Annotated in this window: 10 protein-coding genes and 1 pseudogene; 5 read left to right on the forward strand and 6 right to left on the reverse strand. The window is 71.9% G+C overall.

Annotated features, from left to right (window positions below; all coding sequences use genetic code 11):
* Window positions 1-5 precede the first annotated feature (5 nt).
* Together AB0O28_RS21615 and AB0O28_RS21620 are read left to right on the forward strand one after the other, a co-directional pair.
* A pseudogene (locus AB0O28_RS21615) lies at window positions 6-428 on the forward strand (alpha-L-fucosidase); the annotation flags it as partial.
* Window positions 416-1,804: an alpha-L-fucosidase gene (locus AB0O28_RS21620; protein WP_363642773.1), complete on the forward strand. Its 1,389-nt coding sequence runs from the start codon at window positions 416-418 to the stop codon at window positions 1,802-1,804. The pseudogene AB0O28_RS21615 and the gene AB0O28_RS21620, both read left to right, overlap by 13 nt.
* A gap of 42 nt (window positions 1,805-1,846) precedes the next feature.
* Here AB0O28_RS21620 and AB0O28_RS21625 read toward each other — a convergent pair whose 3' ends face one another.
* Window positions 1,847-2,566, reverse strand: coding sequence for a FadR/GntR family transcriptional regulator (locus AB0O28_RS21625; protein WP_363642775.1), 720 nt, complete (start codon window positions 2,564-2,566; stop codon window positions 1,847-1,849).
* A 362-nt stretch (window positions 2,567-2,928) separates the two neighbouring features.
* Between AB0O28_RS21625 and AB0O28_RS21630 the strand changes: the two genes are divergently transcribed.
* Together AB0O28_RS21630 and AB0O28_RS21635 are read left to right on the forward strand one after the other, a co-directional pair.
* A complete protein-coding gene (locus tag AB0O28_RS21630) occupies window positions 2,929-6,534 on the forward strand; it encodes a glycoside hydrolase N-terminal domain-containing protein (protein ID WP_363642777.1) in 3,606 nt (1,201 codons plus the stop codon).
* Window positions 6,535-6,673: 139 nt separating this feature from the next.
* The gene (locus AB0O28_RS21635; RefSeq protein ID WP_363642779.1) at window positions 6,674-7,309 is read left to right on the forward strand and encodes a hypothetical protein; all 636 of its coding nucleotides are present in this window, start codon (window positions 6,674-6,676) and stop codon (window positions 7,307-7,309) included.
* 70 nt (window positions 7,310-7,379) lie between these two features.
* Here the strand turns inward: AB0O28_RS21635 and AB0O28_RS21640 are convergent, their stop codons facing one another.
* On the reverse strand, window positions 7,380-8,810 hold the full coding sequence (locus tag AB0O28_RS21640; RefSeq protein WP_363642781.1) for an MFS transporter: 1,431 nt from the start codon (window positions 8,808-8,810) through the stop codon (window positions 7,380-7,382).
* Window positions 8,811-8,930: 120 nt separating this feature from the next.
* Here AB0O28_RS21640 and AB0O28_RS21645 point away from each other — a divergent pair, with 120 nt between their 5' ends.
* Window positions 8,931-9,518: a helix-turn-helix domain-containing protein gene (locus AB0O28_RS21645; RefSeq protein ID WP_363642783.1), complete on the forward strand. Its 588-nt coding sequence runs from the start codon at window positions 8,931-8,933 to the stop codon at window positions 9,516-9,518.
* A 49-nt stretch (window positions 9,519-9,567) separates the two neighbouring features.
* On the opposite strand, the gene AB0O28_RS21650 is transcribed toward AB0O28_RS21645, so the two are convergent.
* The 4 genes from AB0O28_RS21650 to AB0O28_RS21665 form a co-directional block, all read right to left on the reverse strand.
* Entirely contained in the window at window positions 9,568-10,554 is a 987-nt protein-coding gene (locus AB0O28_RS21650; RefSeq protein WP_363642785.1) for an LLM class flavin-dependent oxidoreductase, read from the reverse strand.
* A 70-nt stretch (window positions 10,555-10,624) separates the two neighbouring features.
* Window positions 10,625-12,367: an ABC transporter ATP-binding protein gene (locus AB0O28_RS21655; protein WP_363642787.1), complete on the reverse strand. Its 1,743-nt coding sequence runs from the start codon at window positions 12,365-12,367 to the stop codon at window positions 10,625-10,627.
* Complete coding sequence (locus AB0O28_RS21660; RefSeq protein WP_363642789.1) at window positions 12,364-13,203, reverse strand: ABC transporter permease; 840 nt, start codon at window positions 13,201-13,203, stop codon at window positions 12,364-12,366. The genes AB0O28_RS21655 and AB0O28_RS21660 overlap by 4 nt, the downstream gene beginning before the upstream one ends.
* On the reverse strand, window positions 13,203-14,201 hold the full coding sequence (locus AB0O28_RS21665; RefSeq protein WP_363642791.1) for an ABC transporter permease: 999 nt from the start codon (window positions 14,199-14,201) through the stop codon (window positions 13,203-13,205). The genes AB0O28_RS21660 and AB0O28_RS21665 overlap by 1 nt, the downstream gene beginning before the upstream one ends.
* Between the last annotated feature and the right edge of the window lie 66 nt (window positions 14,202-14,267).

Consider the following 14,267-nt stretch of genomic DNA (forward strand, 5'->3'; position numbering starts at 1 on the left):
TGTCTGTGCGCCCGGACACACGAACGGGATCGCCACCAGGCCAACCGGCATGCGGAAACGCCGACGCCGCGCACGGAGTCCGCGGAGCTGCCGGCCCGGCCCGATCTCCCGCCGACCTCGGGGACTCGTCGTATCCGCGATCACGCCGGGCGTCGGCGCGGCCGCCGGCATCCTCAAGGCAGGCCCCGCGTGGGCCACGGCCGGGCCGCAGAGCTACAGCCCGAGCTGGTCGTCGGTCGACCGGCACCCGCCGGCCGCCGAGTGGTTCCGTCCAGGACGCCAAGTTCGGCATCTACTTCCATTGGGGCGTGTTCAGCGTCCCGGCGTTCGCGAACGAGTGGTACCCGCGCAACATGGACAACAACGGGTCGAACGAGAACAACCACCATAAGAGCGTCTACGGTGATCCGGCGGCGTGGCCGTACCACAACTTCGTCAACGGCGCCCGGGACAAGGCCGGCAACTGGGTGCAGTTCGCGCCGAAGCTAAGTCGGCCGGAGGCAACTTCGACCCCAGCGAGTGGGCGCAGCTGTTCGCCGACGCCGGCGCGCGATTCGCCGGCCCGGTGGCCGAGCACCACGACGGCTACTCGATGTGGAACAGCAGGGTCAACGAGTGGAACTCCGTCGCCACCGGGCCCAGGCTCGACCTGCTGCGAGTACACGCCGACGCCGTCCGGGCCAAGGGACTGAACCTGCTCGTCGCCATGCACCACGCCTACAACTTCACCGGCTTCTACCAGTGGGTGCCGTCCCAGTCCTCCGCCTCGCTCAAGAAGCTGTACGGCCAGCTCGGCTTCGCCGACGAACAGCAGCTGTGGTACGACAAGATCAAGGAGGTCATCGACGGCTACCAGCCCGACATCATCTGGCAGGACTTCAACCTCAGCCGTCTCGACGAGTCGCGGCGGCTGGCCTTCCTGGCGTACTACTACAACCAGGCGGTGGCCTGGAACAAGGACGTCGTCGCGACGTACAAGGACGGGTTCAACACCCGGGGCGAGGTCTTCGACTACGAGCGCGGCGGCCCGGCCGCCATCCAGAACCCCTACTGGCTGACCGACGACAGCATCTCCAGCTCCAGCTGGTGCTACACCAACGGCATCGGCTACTACTCGCTCAACACCATGCTGCACTCGCTGATCGACCGGGTCAGCGAGAACGGCACCATGCTGCTGAACATCGCCCCGATGGCCGACGGCACCATCCCCTCCGGGCAGCGGTCGATCCTGCTGGGCATCGGGGACTACCTCAAGCGCTTTGGCGAGTCCGTCTACTCGACCCGCGCCTGGGCCGTCCACGGGGAGGGGCCGACGCAGATGGGCGGCGGTTCCTTCACCACACCGCGGGCGGGGACCAACACCGACATCCGCTTCACCCGCAGCAAGGACAACACGGTCCTGTACGCCACCGTGCTGGGCTGGCCGGGCAGCACATTGCACATCACAACCCTGGGCTCGAACCGGATCAACCTGGGCAACCTCGCCTCGGTGCAGCTGCTCGGCTCCTCGGCGGGCCAGTACACCACGCTGCCGGGCCGCACCCAGGACGGCTCCGGGCTGCACGTCTCGATGCCCTCGTCCACCGCCCCGTTCAGCGCGCCCGCGTACGTGGTCAAGCTGACCTTCAACGGTCAGATCCCCGCGCTCGGCGGCGGTTCGACGCCGACGGGCTACGTGCGGATCACCAACGTCGCCACCGGCCTCGTCCTGGACAGCGGCGGCAACGTGGCGTCGGGGTCGAACCTCAAGCAGTGGAACTGGGACGGCAGCACCAACCTGCAGTGGACCGTCACCGCGATCTGACCCACCCCGCCCCACGCTCGCGCGCCCAGGGCGTGCCGCGTCTCACCGGTCCCCTGCCCGGCGCGGGTCGCCGTCGCCGGGCAGGCGGTTCAAGGACTCCTCGACCCCGATGAGATGGTTGGCCATCCGGATGCGCGCCCGTTCGGGATCGCGCGCCGCCAGCGCCGTCCAGATCGCCACGTGCTCGTCGTGGGTGCGCCGGTCGGCGTCCTCCTCGTGCCGGCTGCGCCACAGCCGCCCGCGTACGGTCCGCCTGGCGAACGCCTCGATCAGGCCGACCATGACCGGGTTGTCGGAGTGGGCGGCGATGATGCGGTGGAAGGCGATGTCGATCTCGATGAGTCGCTCGTGGTCGTGGTCGATCTGGCCGACCATGCGGGCCGCCTCGTCGAGCAGTTCCCTCGCCCGGCCGAGCGCTTCATCGGTGATCCTGGTGGCGGCGATCCGCGCCGCCTCGCATTCGAGCAGACGCCGGACGGCGTACACGTGCCGCGGGTCGCCCTGGCCGTGCAGGTCGACGACGAAGCCCATCGGAGCCAGCAGCTGCGTCGCGTCGAGACTCGTGACGTAGGTCCCGTCACCCTGCCGGGTGCTGACGATTCCGAGGATCGACAGGGCCGACACTCCCTCGCGCAACGCGCCGCGCGAGACTCCCAGCGACTCGGCGAGGTCCTTCTCCACGGGCAGGCGGTCGCCGGGCCGGAGCGCCCCGTCGAGGATCATCCGCTTGATGCTGTCTACTACGTCCTCTGTGCGTGACATGGCAGTGGGTTCCCTCGGTCCCGGCCGGAGCCTCATGCGGGGGGTGTCTTCCCGGGGCTCCGACCGTATTCCGCTCGGCCGGCGGCCCCGGGTGGCGGCGGACGCCGCGGCAGGCGGCGCCACCGGCTCAAAGATTAGATGTTTCCCGCCGCAAGCGGTTACAGATGCGCAATTTTGGACTGTTTGATAACGACCGTTGACGCATACATCAAATCTTTGTAGCTTTGCGGTCACTCCCCCCACACAGAGCCTCGTTGAGCCGCCGGCCCCTTCGCACCCCCCTCGTCTCGTCGTTCGCGAGCTCGTCGTCCATGCGCGGGTGCCGGTTGTCCGCAAGGCCGCGATGCGCTTGGAGAAGCGAGATGCCAGACCTGTCGCGCAGGCAATTGATGAAGATCGGTACGGTCGGAGCCGGAGCCCTGCTGTTGCCGATGCAGTGGACGGCGGTCGCCCGCGCCGGATCGGTGGCGCCCCCGGAGGTACGCGCAGCCAACGACATGGCGCTCTGGTACGACAAGGGCGCCGGCACGGACTGGCTCCGCGCCCTCCCGATCGGCAACGGGCGCCTCGGCGCCATGGTGTTCGGCAACGTCGACGCCGAGCGGCTGCAGCTCAACGAGGACACCGTCTGGGGCGGCGGGCCATACGACCAGAGCAACCCCAAGGGCGCGTCGGCACTGGCGGAGATCCGGCGCCTGGTCTTCGAGGACCAGTGGAGCCAGGCCCAGACCCTCATCGACCAGAACATGCTGGGCAAGCCCGCGGGCCAGCTCGCCTACCAGACCGTCGGCAACATCAGGCTGACGTTCCCCGGCACCAGCGGGTTCACGGAGTACAACCGCCAGCTCGACCTCACCACCGCCACCACCTCCGTCACCTACCTGCTGAACGGCGTGCGGTACAAGCGCGAGGTGTTCGCCAGCGCCCCCGACCAGGTCATCGCCATCCGTCTGACCGCCGACAAGCCCGGCTCGATCACGTTCAGCGCGACGTTCGACAGCCCCCAGCGCACGACGCTCACCAGCCCGGACAGCACCACGGTGGCGCTCGACGGCGTCTCGGGCAACTTCGAGGGCATCACCGGCCAGGTCAAGTTCCTGGCGCTGGCCAAGGCCGTCGCCGAGGGCGGCGCCGTCACCAGTTCGGGCGGAACGCTCCAAGTGTCCGCCGCCGACAGCGTGACGCTGCTGATCTCCATCGGCTCCAGCTACGTGAACTACAAGGACGTCAGCGGCGACTACCAGGGCATCGCGCGGCGGCACCTCGACGCCGCCCAGAGCAAGGCCTACGACGCGCTGCGCAGCCGGCACGTGGCCGACTACCAGGCCCTGTTCAAGCGGACGACGCTCGAACTGGACCGCACCGACGCGGCCGACCAGCCGACCGACGTCCGGATCACCCAGCACGGGGCCGTCGACGACCCGCAGTTCTCCGCGCTGCTCTTCCAGTTCGGCCGCTACCTGCTGATCAGCTGCTCGCGGCCCGGGACCCAGCCGGCCAACCTGCAGGGCATCTGGAACGACTCGATGAGCCCCCAGTGGGACTCGAAGTACACCATCAACGCCAACCTGCCGATGAACTACTGGCCCGCCGACACCACGAACCTGTCGGAGTGCTACGAGCCGGTGTTCAGCATGATCCAGGACCTCACGGTGACCGGCGCCCGCACGGCCCAGGTGCAGTACGGCGCCGGCGGCTGGGTCACCCACCACAACACCGACGCGTGGCGGGCGACCTCGGTCGTCGACGGTGCGCTCTGGGGGATGTGGCAGACCGGCGGCGCGTGGCTGGCCACGATGATCTGGGACCACTACCTGTTCACCGGCGACGTCGAGTTCCTGAGGAAGAACTACCCGGCGATGAAGGGCTCGGCGCAGTTCTTCCTCGACACGCTCGTGGAGGAGCCGAAGCTCGGATACCTGGTCACGAACCCGTCCAACTCCCCGGAGCTCCCTCACCACGCGAACGTCAGCGTGGCCGCCGGTCCGACCATGGACAACCAGATCCTGCGCGACCTGTTCACCGGCTGCGCCGAGGCCAGCGAGGTTCTCGGCGTGGACGCGAGCTTCCGGGCGCAGGTCCTGGCCGCCAGGGACCGGCTCCCCCCGATGAAGATCGGCTCGCGCGGCAACATCCAGGAGTGGCTGTACGACTGGGTGGAGACCGAGCGGAACCACCGGCACATCTCGCACCTCTACGGCCTGCACCCCAGCCACCAGATCACCAAGCGCGGCACCCCGGAGCTCTACGAGGCCGCCCGGCGCACGCTGGAGCTGCGCGGCGACGACGGCACCGGATGGTCCCTCGCCTGGAAGATCAACTACTGGGCTCGGATGGAGGAGGGCAAGCGGGCGCACGACCTGGTCCGTCTCCTCGTGACGCCGGCCAGGCTCGCCCCGAACATGTTCGACCTGCACCCGCCGTTCCAGATCGACGGCAACTTCGGCGCCACCTCCGGCATCGCCGAGATGCTGCTGCAGAGCCACACCGGCGAACTGCACGTGCTGCCGGCGCTCCCGCAGGCCTGGCGCAACGGCAAGGTGCGGGGCCTGCGGGGCCGCGGCGGCCACACCGTCGGCGCGGCCTGGAGCGACGGGCAGGCCGACGAGTACCTCATCACCCCCGACCGCGACGGTGCCGTCAAGGTGCGCGGCGGCATCTTCACCGGCCGCCACAAGCTCGTCGACGTCGCCGGCGGCACGGTCAAGGTGGACAAGACCGAGCCCGACGCCGTCACGATCACGGCGCAGGCCGGTCACACCTACCGGGCGTACGTGCTGCAGAAGGTCTCGGTGACCGCGCCCGTCGAGGTCACACCGGGGCAGGGGGCCAAGGTTCAGGTCACGGTCCGGGCGGTCGAGGCGTCGCTGGCGTCGGCGACGGTGGCCCTCCAGGCACCGGAGGGGTGGACCGTCGCCCCCGCGCAGGCCAACGTGGGCCCCCTGGCGCCGGACGCGAAGGCCACGGTGGAGTTCACCCTCACTCCCGCGACCGGCGCGGCGTCCGGCGCCGCGGTCCTCACCGCCGTCGTCAGCGGCACCGAGGCGGGCGAGGCCTGGACCACGTCCACCAAGGCCACGGTGCAGGTGTGGGGCGGCGGGGAGAAGACGCTGGAGGAGCTCTTCAGCAACGTCGGTGTCACCGACGACACCAACACCGCCCCCGGAAGCATCGACGGCAACGGCGCCAGCATCTCCGCCCAGGCGCTGGCGGCGGTCGGTGTCACCCCCGGGGCCACCGTCACCAAGAACGGGCTGAACTTCAAGTGGCCCAACGTCGCGGTGGGCACCCCCGACAACGCCATCGCCTCGGGGCAGTCCCTCAAGGTGACCGGCACCGGCAAGACGCTCGGCTTCCTACTGACCGGGACCTACGGCGCGGTGTCCGGCCCGGCCACCATCGTCTACAAGGACGGCACGAGGCAGACCTTCACCCTCAGCTCGCCCGACTGGTACGGCGCGCCGAGGCCGGAGGGCGACGCCGCCGTCGTGGCCGCCTACCAGAACCGGCCGAACAACCAGCGGCAGAACACGGCCGCCACCATCTACTACGCGGGCGTGGCTCTGCAGAACAAGGAGATCTCCCGCGTCGACCTGCCCAACATCAGCGCACGGGCGGCGAACGGAGTCGCGACGATGCACATCTTCGCGGTCGCGCTCGACGCCGTCACGCCGCCCCCCGCGGTCAAGCTGACCGTCACCGCCACCACCCGCTGCATCGGCACCTCGGCGTATCTCGCGGTCACGGCCGTCAACGACTCCGACGTGCCGGCCACGATCACTTTGACCACGCCGTACGGCACCAAGACGGTGGCCGACGTGGCTCCGGGCAAGCAGGCCTACCAGTCCTTCAACACCCGGGCCCCCCGGATCGACGCCGGCAAGGTCACCGTGACGGCGACCGCGACGATCGGCGGCAAGCAGGTCACCTCGACCTACGACGCCGCCTACACCGCGGCCAGCTGCTGACGACACCAGGGGCGTCCCCGGCCGATCGCTGACCGCGTCGGCGGTGACCATCGCTCACGCGCCGGGGACACCGCCATCGCACGCCAGGGCCGGCCGGCCGAACAGCCGGCCGGCCCCGCCCCCCATAAATGGAGCGAACATGAGAATCAACAGGACCACGCAGCTGCTCGCCGCGGCCGTGCTCGGCCTCGCGCTCGCCGGTGCCGGCGTGGCCGGTCCCGCGCTGGCCGACGACAACCCCGGCAGCGGCATCGACGTGTCGGTGAAGATCGAGCCCACGACCACGCCCGGTCAGCTGTCGATGACGGTGGCCGACAACAACGGGGTGTCCCTGACGGAGAACGGCTCCGACGCGGCCGCCCGTCAGTTCACCGGCACCCTGCCGACGGTCACGGTGTCCGACACCCGCAACCCCGAGGACATCCCCGCCGGTGAGTTCTGGGCGGTCGTGGGCCAGTCGAGCCAGTTCGTCGCCTCCGACGACCCGGCCAAGACCATCGGCCCGCAGTACCTGGGATGGAAGCCGCGTCTGCTGAGCGACTCCTCCACCGGGGCGGTGTCGGCCGGTGAGCCGGTCTCCAGTGTCATCTCCGACGGCACTGGAGCCCCCCAGGTGGGTCTGCAGGGTCAGGAGCTGCTGGTGTCGACCGCCAACTCCTCCGACGAGATCGGCACCTCGAAGGTCAACGCCGACCTCGCCCTGCGCACCCCGGTCGACGTCGCCGCCGGCGAGTACCACTCCACCCTGACCCTCTCGCTGTTCAACCAGACCTGACCCGAAGGCAGGACACCACCCGATGTTGTTCCGGGCAGGCCGGGCGCGCCGGCCTGCCCGGACGACCCCGTCAGCTCCCCGCGACGGGGGTGGCTCCTCGCCTTCGGGGGCGGTACCAGAAGACCAGGGCCACGACCAGGGCGATCACCAGCGCGCCGCACGCCCAGGCGAACACCGAGGAGATGGCCTCGGCGAGACTCCCCGTGCCGAGCGGAATCAGCATCGTGGCAAGGCCGAGCGAGCCCCCGATGGTGAGCGCGGTCTGCAGCACTCCCGCGGTGACTCCGGCGTACTCCGCCGGAACGGTGGTCAGCACGATCATGTTGAGTGGAATGATCGCCACGCCGACGCCCAGCCCCATCACCACGAGGGCCGCAAGCACGTCCACCGCGTAGACGCTGCCGCCGTCGAGCCGGGTCAGCCACGCCACCCCGGCCAGCACGACCACCAGGCCGAGCACCGCGCGGGTCTCGAGTCCGGCCTTCGCGATGTGTTTGGTGAGCAGCTGGGTGCTGACGAGCAGCGCCAGGCCGAACGGCAGGATGGCCAGGCCGCTCTGCAGCGCGTTGAAGCCGAGTACGCCCTGGAGATACTGGACCAGGTAGATCAGGAAGCCGGTGAGGACGGCGGCGAGCAGCAGCAGGCTCAGGAAGGCGCCGGCCCTCTCGCGGCCCGCGAAGACCGCCGGGGGCAGCAGCGGCTCCGCGGCCCGCCGGTCCACCAGCAGCAGCACGGCGGCCAGCACGACCGCGGCGCCGAGCGCCGTCAGCGTCCAGCGGTCGCCCCAGCCCCGCTCCGCGGCGTGGACCAGGCCGTACACAGCGGCGCCGAGAGCGGCGGTGCTCAGCAGCGCGCTGCGCATACCCAGAACACGAGGCATACCAGGAGCACTGGACTTACCGGGGACACGGGCGGCGAGCACCATGATGACCAGCCCGATAGGCACGTTGACCAGCAGGCTCCAGCGCCAGCCTCCCGCCCAGGTGAGCAGGCCGCCGAGCACCATTCCCGCGGAGGCGCCGAGCCCGGTCACCGTGGAGTAGAGCCCGAAGGCCCGCTGCCGCCGCTCGCCCTGGAAGACGATCGCCAGCAGTGCCAGGCCGGTGGGGCCGGCGATCGCGGCGCCCGCGCCCTGCAGGACCCGCCCGGCGAGCAGCACCTCCAGGTTCGGCGCGAGGCCGGCGACCAGGGAGGCCGCCACGATCAGGCCGACTCCGGCGAGGAAGACCTTGCGGTGTCCCAGCACGTCGCCGAGACGGCCGGCGAACAACAACAGTCCGCCGAAGGCGAGGAAGAACCCGTTCGGCACCCACGATCCCCCTGCCACCGTCAGGTGCAGGTCGGACTGCAGGGCCGGGAGCGCGACGTTCACGATCGTGCCGTCGAGCTGGAGCATGAACTCGGCGCCGACGATCGCGGCGAGCATGAGGGCCCGCGTACGGCCGGGGACGTCCCGGGGCACCCCGGCCGAAACGTCGCCGGAGGCGCTTTCGGTGGTCATGAAACCCCCTCTAGGGCGAGGCCGCCTCAGGTTAGAGCGCGCACTTATACTGAGGTCGTCTCAGGTTGATTGGCCGCAATTTAAGCTGAGGCACCCTCAGGATGTCAAGCGGAGGTACCGGTGGACGCCAAGCCCTACATCGCCCAGCGCCCGAAGCGCGCGGACGGCCGGCGCAACTACGACGCCATCCTCGCCGCCGCGCGCAAGGCGTTCGAGGCCTCCGGCGCCGACGCCTCGCTGGAGGACATCGCGAGCCAGGCGGGCGTCGCCATCGGCACGCTCTACCGGCACTTCCCCACCCGCGCCGCACTCGTGGAGGCCGCCACCCGCGACGGCCTGGAGAACCTCGTCGCCCACGCCGAACGACTGACCGCCGGACCCGACCCTCTCGACGCCCTGACCGCGTGGATGCGCGAGGCCGTCGTGCACTTCAGCACCTTCCGCGGCCTGGTCGGCATCCTCGCCCAGAGCATGTACGACGAGGGCACCCCCTCCCACGCCATGTGCAGCGCGATGCACCGCAGCGGCGCCGACCTGCTGCGCGCCGCCCAGGCGGCCGGCAGGGTGCGGCCCGACCTCACGCCGGAGGAGCTGTTCGACCTCCTCAGCGGCGCGGCCTGGGTGCGTGAGCAGGCCGCCTCCGGCAGAGACGGCAGCACGCGCTTCCTGCAACTGGTCCTGGAGGGCATCACCACCCGCGACGACTGACCCTCGCCGCGCCGCCCGCCGCCGCCCGTCCTCCAGCGGCACCGCACGACTACAGAGACGAGACGATCTTGGCGATCAGTTCGTAGGAACGGATCCTGGCCAGATGGTCGGGCACCTGCGTGAGCACGAACAGTTCGTCGGCGCGGGTGCGGCGCAGAAATGCGCCGAGGCGGGGGGCGATGCGCTCGGGATCGCCGACGAACTGCGGGCCGATCTTCTCGTGCAGGAACCGCTCCTCGGCCGCGGTGAACCGGTGGGCGGCCGTCTCCTCCTCCGTCGGCAGCACGGTGGCCGGGTCGGTCGTGCGCATGAGGATCTGGCCGTACACGAACGAGGCGGCGAGCCGGTGCGCGCGCTCGTCGCTGTCGTTCGCGACCGCGATCACCGCGACGCAGGCGTGCGGCCCGGCCAGGGCCGCCGACGGCCGGAACGCCCGCCGGTACGCCTCCAGCGCCTCCGGCGCCCCGCCGCCCACGATCGCGTGCGCGTACACGTACGGCAGGCCGAGGCGGCCGGCGGCGGCTGCGCTGGAGGCGCTGGACCCGACCAGCCAGATCTCGGGCGGGACGCCCGGCTCGGGAATCGCGCGCACGCCGCCGCTGCCGCCGGAGAAGTACTCGCCCAGCTCGCGCAGCGCGTCGCCGAAGTCGAGCCGGCGTGGGTCGCCGAGACGGGCCGCGGCCTCCCCCGACCCGCCGGAGGCACGGCCGAGCCCGAGGTCGACCCGGCCCGGGTGGAGCCCGGCCAGCACGCCGAACTGCTCGGCCACCGCGTACGGCGAGTGGTTGGGCAGCAGCACCGCACCGGAGCCGACGCGGATGGCGGAGGTCGCCGCGAGGATGGACCCGGCGAGCACGGCCGGGCTCGACGTCGCCAGCGCGGGCGTGTTGTGGTGCTCGGCCACCCAGTAGCGCCGGTATCCCAGAGCCTCGACGGCCTGGGCCAGGTGGACGGAACGGCGCAGCGCGTCGCCCGCGGTGTCGCCACGCCAGACGGGCGCGGTGTCGTGCACGGAGACGGCGATCGCCTCGGCCAACGTCCTCTCCTTCACAAAGGGGGATATCCGGAGGTTTCCTCAGGTTCACCGAAGTCAACCTGAGGATGCCTCAGGTTGTCAACCGCCGCCTTTCGTCCACTTCGGGAAGCCGGGGCACCGCCGCGAGCAACTCCCGGGTGTACGGGTGCCGGGGCTGGTGGAAGACCTCACCGGCGTCCCCCTCCTCCACCACGCGGCCGTCCTTCATGACCAGGACCCGGTGGCTCAGATGGCGGACCACTCCCAGGTCGTGGGAGATGAACAGCAACGCCGTCCCGTCCTCGGCCTGGATCCCGGCCAGCAGGTCGAGCACCTGGGCCTGGATCGACACGTCGAGGGCGGAGACCGGCTCGTCGCAGATCAGCACCTCGGGCCGTAACGCGAGCGCCCGGGCGATGGCCACGCGCTGCCGCTGGCCGCCGGACAGCTCCCGCGGACGCCGGCCGAGCAGTTCGGGCGGCAGGCCGACCCTGCCCAGCAGCTCGGCCGCCCGCTCTCCGCGCCGCCCCCTCGGCAGCGCGGAGAGCGGGTCGGCGACCAGGCGGCCGACCGTGTGACGCGGGTCGAAGGAGTCCAGCGGGTTCTGCGCGATCACCTGGACCGCCGGGCGGAGGGGGCGCCGCTCCCGCTCAGGCAGGCCGCTCCACGGGCCGCCCCGCAGGGTCACCTCACCCGCGTCCGGCGCGAGCAGTCCGAGGACCAGCCGGGCGAGGGTCGTCTTGCCCGACCCCGACTCGCCGACGACGCCGAGCGTCTCCCCCGCCTGGAGATGGAAGGAGACGTCGTCCACGGCCCTGCGCGGGCCGTACGCGACCGACAGCCCGGTGGCGGTGAGCACCGGGCCGCGCGGGCCGGCCCCGGTGGAGCGTCGCGGCCGGCGCGGCACTGCGGAGGCGGCCGGCGAGGAAGACGCGGAGGGTACGGGAGACCCGGAAGACCGGGGAGATATGGAAGGCACGGGAGACGCGGAGGGCCGGGGGGACGCGGAGGGCACGGCGGCCAGCAGGGTCCGGGTGTATTCGTGTCGCGGAGCCGTCAGCACCTCCCGCGCCGGACCCTCCTCGACCACCAGGCCGTCCTTCATGACCAGGACGCGGTCGGCGACCGCGGCCACCACGGCGAGGTCGTGGCTGATCATCAGCAGCGCGGTCCCCGCCGCCTTCCGGTCCGCGAGCAGCCGCAGGATCTGAGCCTGCACGGTCACGTCGAGGGCGGTGGTGGGCTCGTCCGCGATGATCAGCTCGGGCTCGGCGGCGATGGCGGAGGCGATCAGGGCCCGCTGCCGCAATCCGCCGGAAAGCTGGTGCGGGTGCTGCCGCATGCGAACCTCGGGGTCGGGCACGCCCACCGCCTCCAGCAGCACCCGGACGCGCTGCGGGCGCTGCGGGCGGGGCACCACGTCATGCTCGGCCAGCACCTCGGCGATCTCGGCCCCCACGGTCCGCAACGGGTCGAGCGAGACCAGGGCGTCCTGCAGGACCAGCCCGGCGAACCGCCCGCGCAGACGGCGCCACTCGCGTGGGCCGAAGGTCAGGGCGTCGCCGCCGCCGACGCGGAAGGCCGACGCCCGCACGTGCGCGCCCGGGCCCGCCAGGCCGATGAGGGCGCGGGCCGTGACGCTCTTGCCCGACCCCGATTCGCCGACCAGGGCGACGCACTCCCCCGGCGCGATCGACAGCGACAGCCCGCGTACGGCCTCGACACCGGCGGTGGGAAAAGAGACCCGCAGGTCCTCCACCGCGACGAGCGGCGCAGTGGCGGCAGGGCCGGGGGCGGGCGCGGAGTCGGTGCGGGTGATCGCGAGCTCTGTCATGGTGTCCTTCCCTCGAAACGCCGCTGGAGGTGCCGCCCGGCGACCGTGAGGCACACGACCGACAGGGTGAGGGCCACCCCGGGCGCGAAGGCCACCCACGACGCCACGCGCAGGTAGTCGCGCGACTCGGCCAGCATCGCGCCCCACTCGGGGGCGGGCGGCTGGGGGCCCATGCCGAGGAAGCTGAGGCCGGACGTGGCGATGACGGCCTGGCCGAGCCCCATCGTGGCCAGCACGGGGACCGGCCCGACGACGCCCGGCAGCACGTGCCGCGCGACGACGCGGGCCCGCGAGTGGCCGAAGGTCACCGCCTGCTCGACGTAGCCGGAGCGGCGCACGACGAACGTCTGCGCCCGGACCACCCGCGCGTACGTGGGGATCTGGGCGATCCCGATCGCGGCGACGACGTTCCACGTGCCGGGGCCGGTGATCGCGATCACCAGGAGCGCGAGCAGCAGCTCGGGGAAGGTCGACAGCACGTCGAACAGGCGGGCCAGCGCCTCGCCCGCCAGGCGGGCCGCCAGCCCGGCGGCCAGGCCGAGCAGCGAGCCCGCGCCCACCGCGAGCGCGGTGGCGAGGACCCCGATGCCGAGCGAGTGCCTGGCGCCGTACACGACGCGGGCGAACACGTCGCGGCCGAGGTGATCGGTGCCGAGTGGATGGCCCGCGCCGGGCGGGGCCAGCGCCCGCAGCGGGTCGGCCGCCAGCGGATCGGCCCCGGTGACCAGGCCGGGCGCCGCGACGGCGACGACCAGGACGGCCAGCACGAGCAGGGCGAGGACGAGGCCGGGACGCGGGCGGGCGCCCGGCCTGAGGGCGGGGGCGGCGACGGCCATCAGATGCTCCTGAGCCGGGGGTCGATGAGCCGGTAGGCCAGGTCGAGCAGGGCGCTGATCGTGACGTACACCGCCGCGGACAGGATGACGACGGCCATCACGACCGGCATGTCCTTGCCGCTGACGGCCTGCATGGTCACCCGGCCGAGCCCCGGACGGCCGAAGAGTGCCTCGGTGATGACGGCCCCGCCGAGCAGGACGCCGGTGAACCAGCCGGTGAGGGTGACGGCGGGAAGGAGCGCGTGCCGCAGTGCGTGCCGGGCCACCACGGCCCGCTCGCTGAGGCCGCGCGAGCGCGCCGTCACCGCGAACGGCTGCTCGAGCGCGCGTTCCAGGCCCTCCCTCAGCACCTGCCCGAGCACGCCGGCGACAGGCAGGCCGAGCGCCAGCGCGGGAAGGACCAGCGCCTGCGGGTCGGCCGCGCCGGAGACGGGGAACCAGCCGAGCGAGAACGAGAACACGAACAGCAGCACGATGCCGATCACGAACTGCGGCACCGACACCGCCACCAGCTCGGCGGCGGAGACGATCCGGCGCGGCCAGGCAGACCTGCCCGCCGTCGCCACCGCCAGGACCAGCGCCAGCACCACGCCGACGGCGGCGGCCGCCAGGGTCAGCCGTACCGTCGGCCCCACCTGCCCGGCCAGCACCTCGCCGACGTCACGCTGCAACTGGTAGGAACGGCCGAGGTCGCCGTGCAGCAGACGGCCGATGTAGCTCAGGTAGCGCACGGCCTCGGGGCGGTCCAGCCCCCACTCCGCGGTGATCTGCGCGCGGATCTGCGGCGTGTCCGCGCCGTCGCCCACGAGGATGTCGACGGTGTCGCCCGGCGCCAGCAGCAGGGCGCCGTACGCGGTCGTGGCGGCCGCCCACAGCACGGCCACGGCCGAGACGAGCCTCCGCACCGGCGCGTTCAGCCAGGCGGGCGCGCGCAGGGTCGCACGCCGCCGCGAGGGCGGCCGGGTCCCGGAGAGCGATGTCGCGGACGGCGGTGTCACGGGCGCCGGTGTCACGGATGCCTGTGTCACGGATGCCTGTGTCACGGACGCCCGGGCTCCGGGAGG

Source organism: Microbispora sp. NPDC088329 (assembly GCF_040685655.1).
GTDB lineage: Bacteria > Actinomycetota > Actinomycetes > Streptosporangiales > Streptosporangiaceae > Microbispora.

Excerpts from the sequence above, each read along its gene's own strand:
- AB0O28_RS21660 (WP_363642789.1), bottom strand. The coding sequence starts at position 13,203 with ATGGCCGTCGCCGCCCCCGCCCTCAGGCCGGGCGCCCGCCCGCGTCCC.
- AB0O28_RS21640 (WP_363642781.1), bottom strand. The coding sequence starts at position 8,810 with ATGACCACCGAAAGCGCCTCCGGCGACGTTTCGGCCGGGGTGCCCCGG.
- AB0O28_RS21635 (WP_363642779.1), top strand. The coding sequence starts at position 6,674 with ATGAGAATCAACAGGACCACGCAGCTGCTCGCCGCGGCCGTGCTCGGC.
- AB0O28_RS21625 (WP_363642775.1), bottom strand. The coding sequence starts at position 2,566 with ATGTCACGCACAGAGGACGTAGTAGACAGCATCAAGCGGATGATCCTC.
- AB0O28_RS21655 (WP_363642787.1), bottom strand. The coding sequence starts at position 12,367 with ATGACAGAGCTCGCGATCACCCGCACCGACTCCGCGCCCGCCCCCGGC.
- AB0O28_RS21630 (WP_363642777.1), top strand. The coding sequence starts at position 2,929 with ATGCCAGACCTGTCGCGCAGGCAATTGATGAAGATCGGTACGGTCGGA.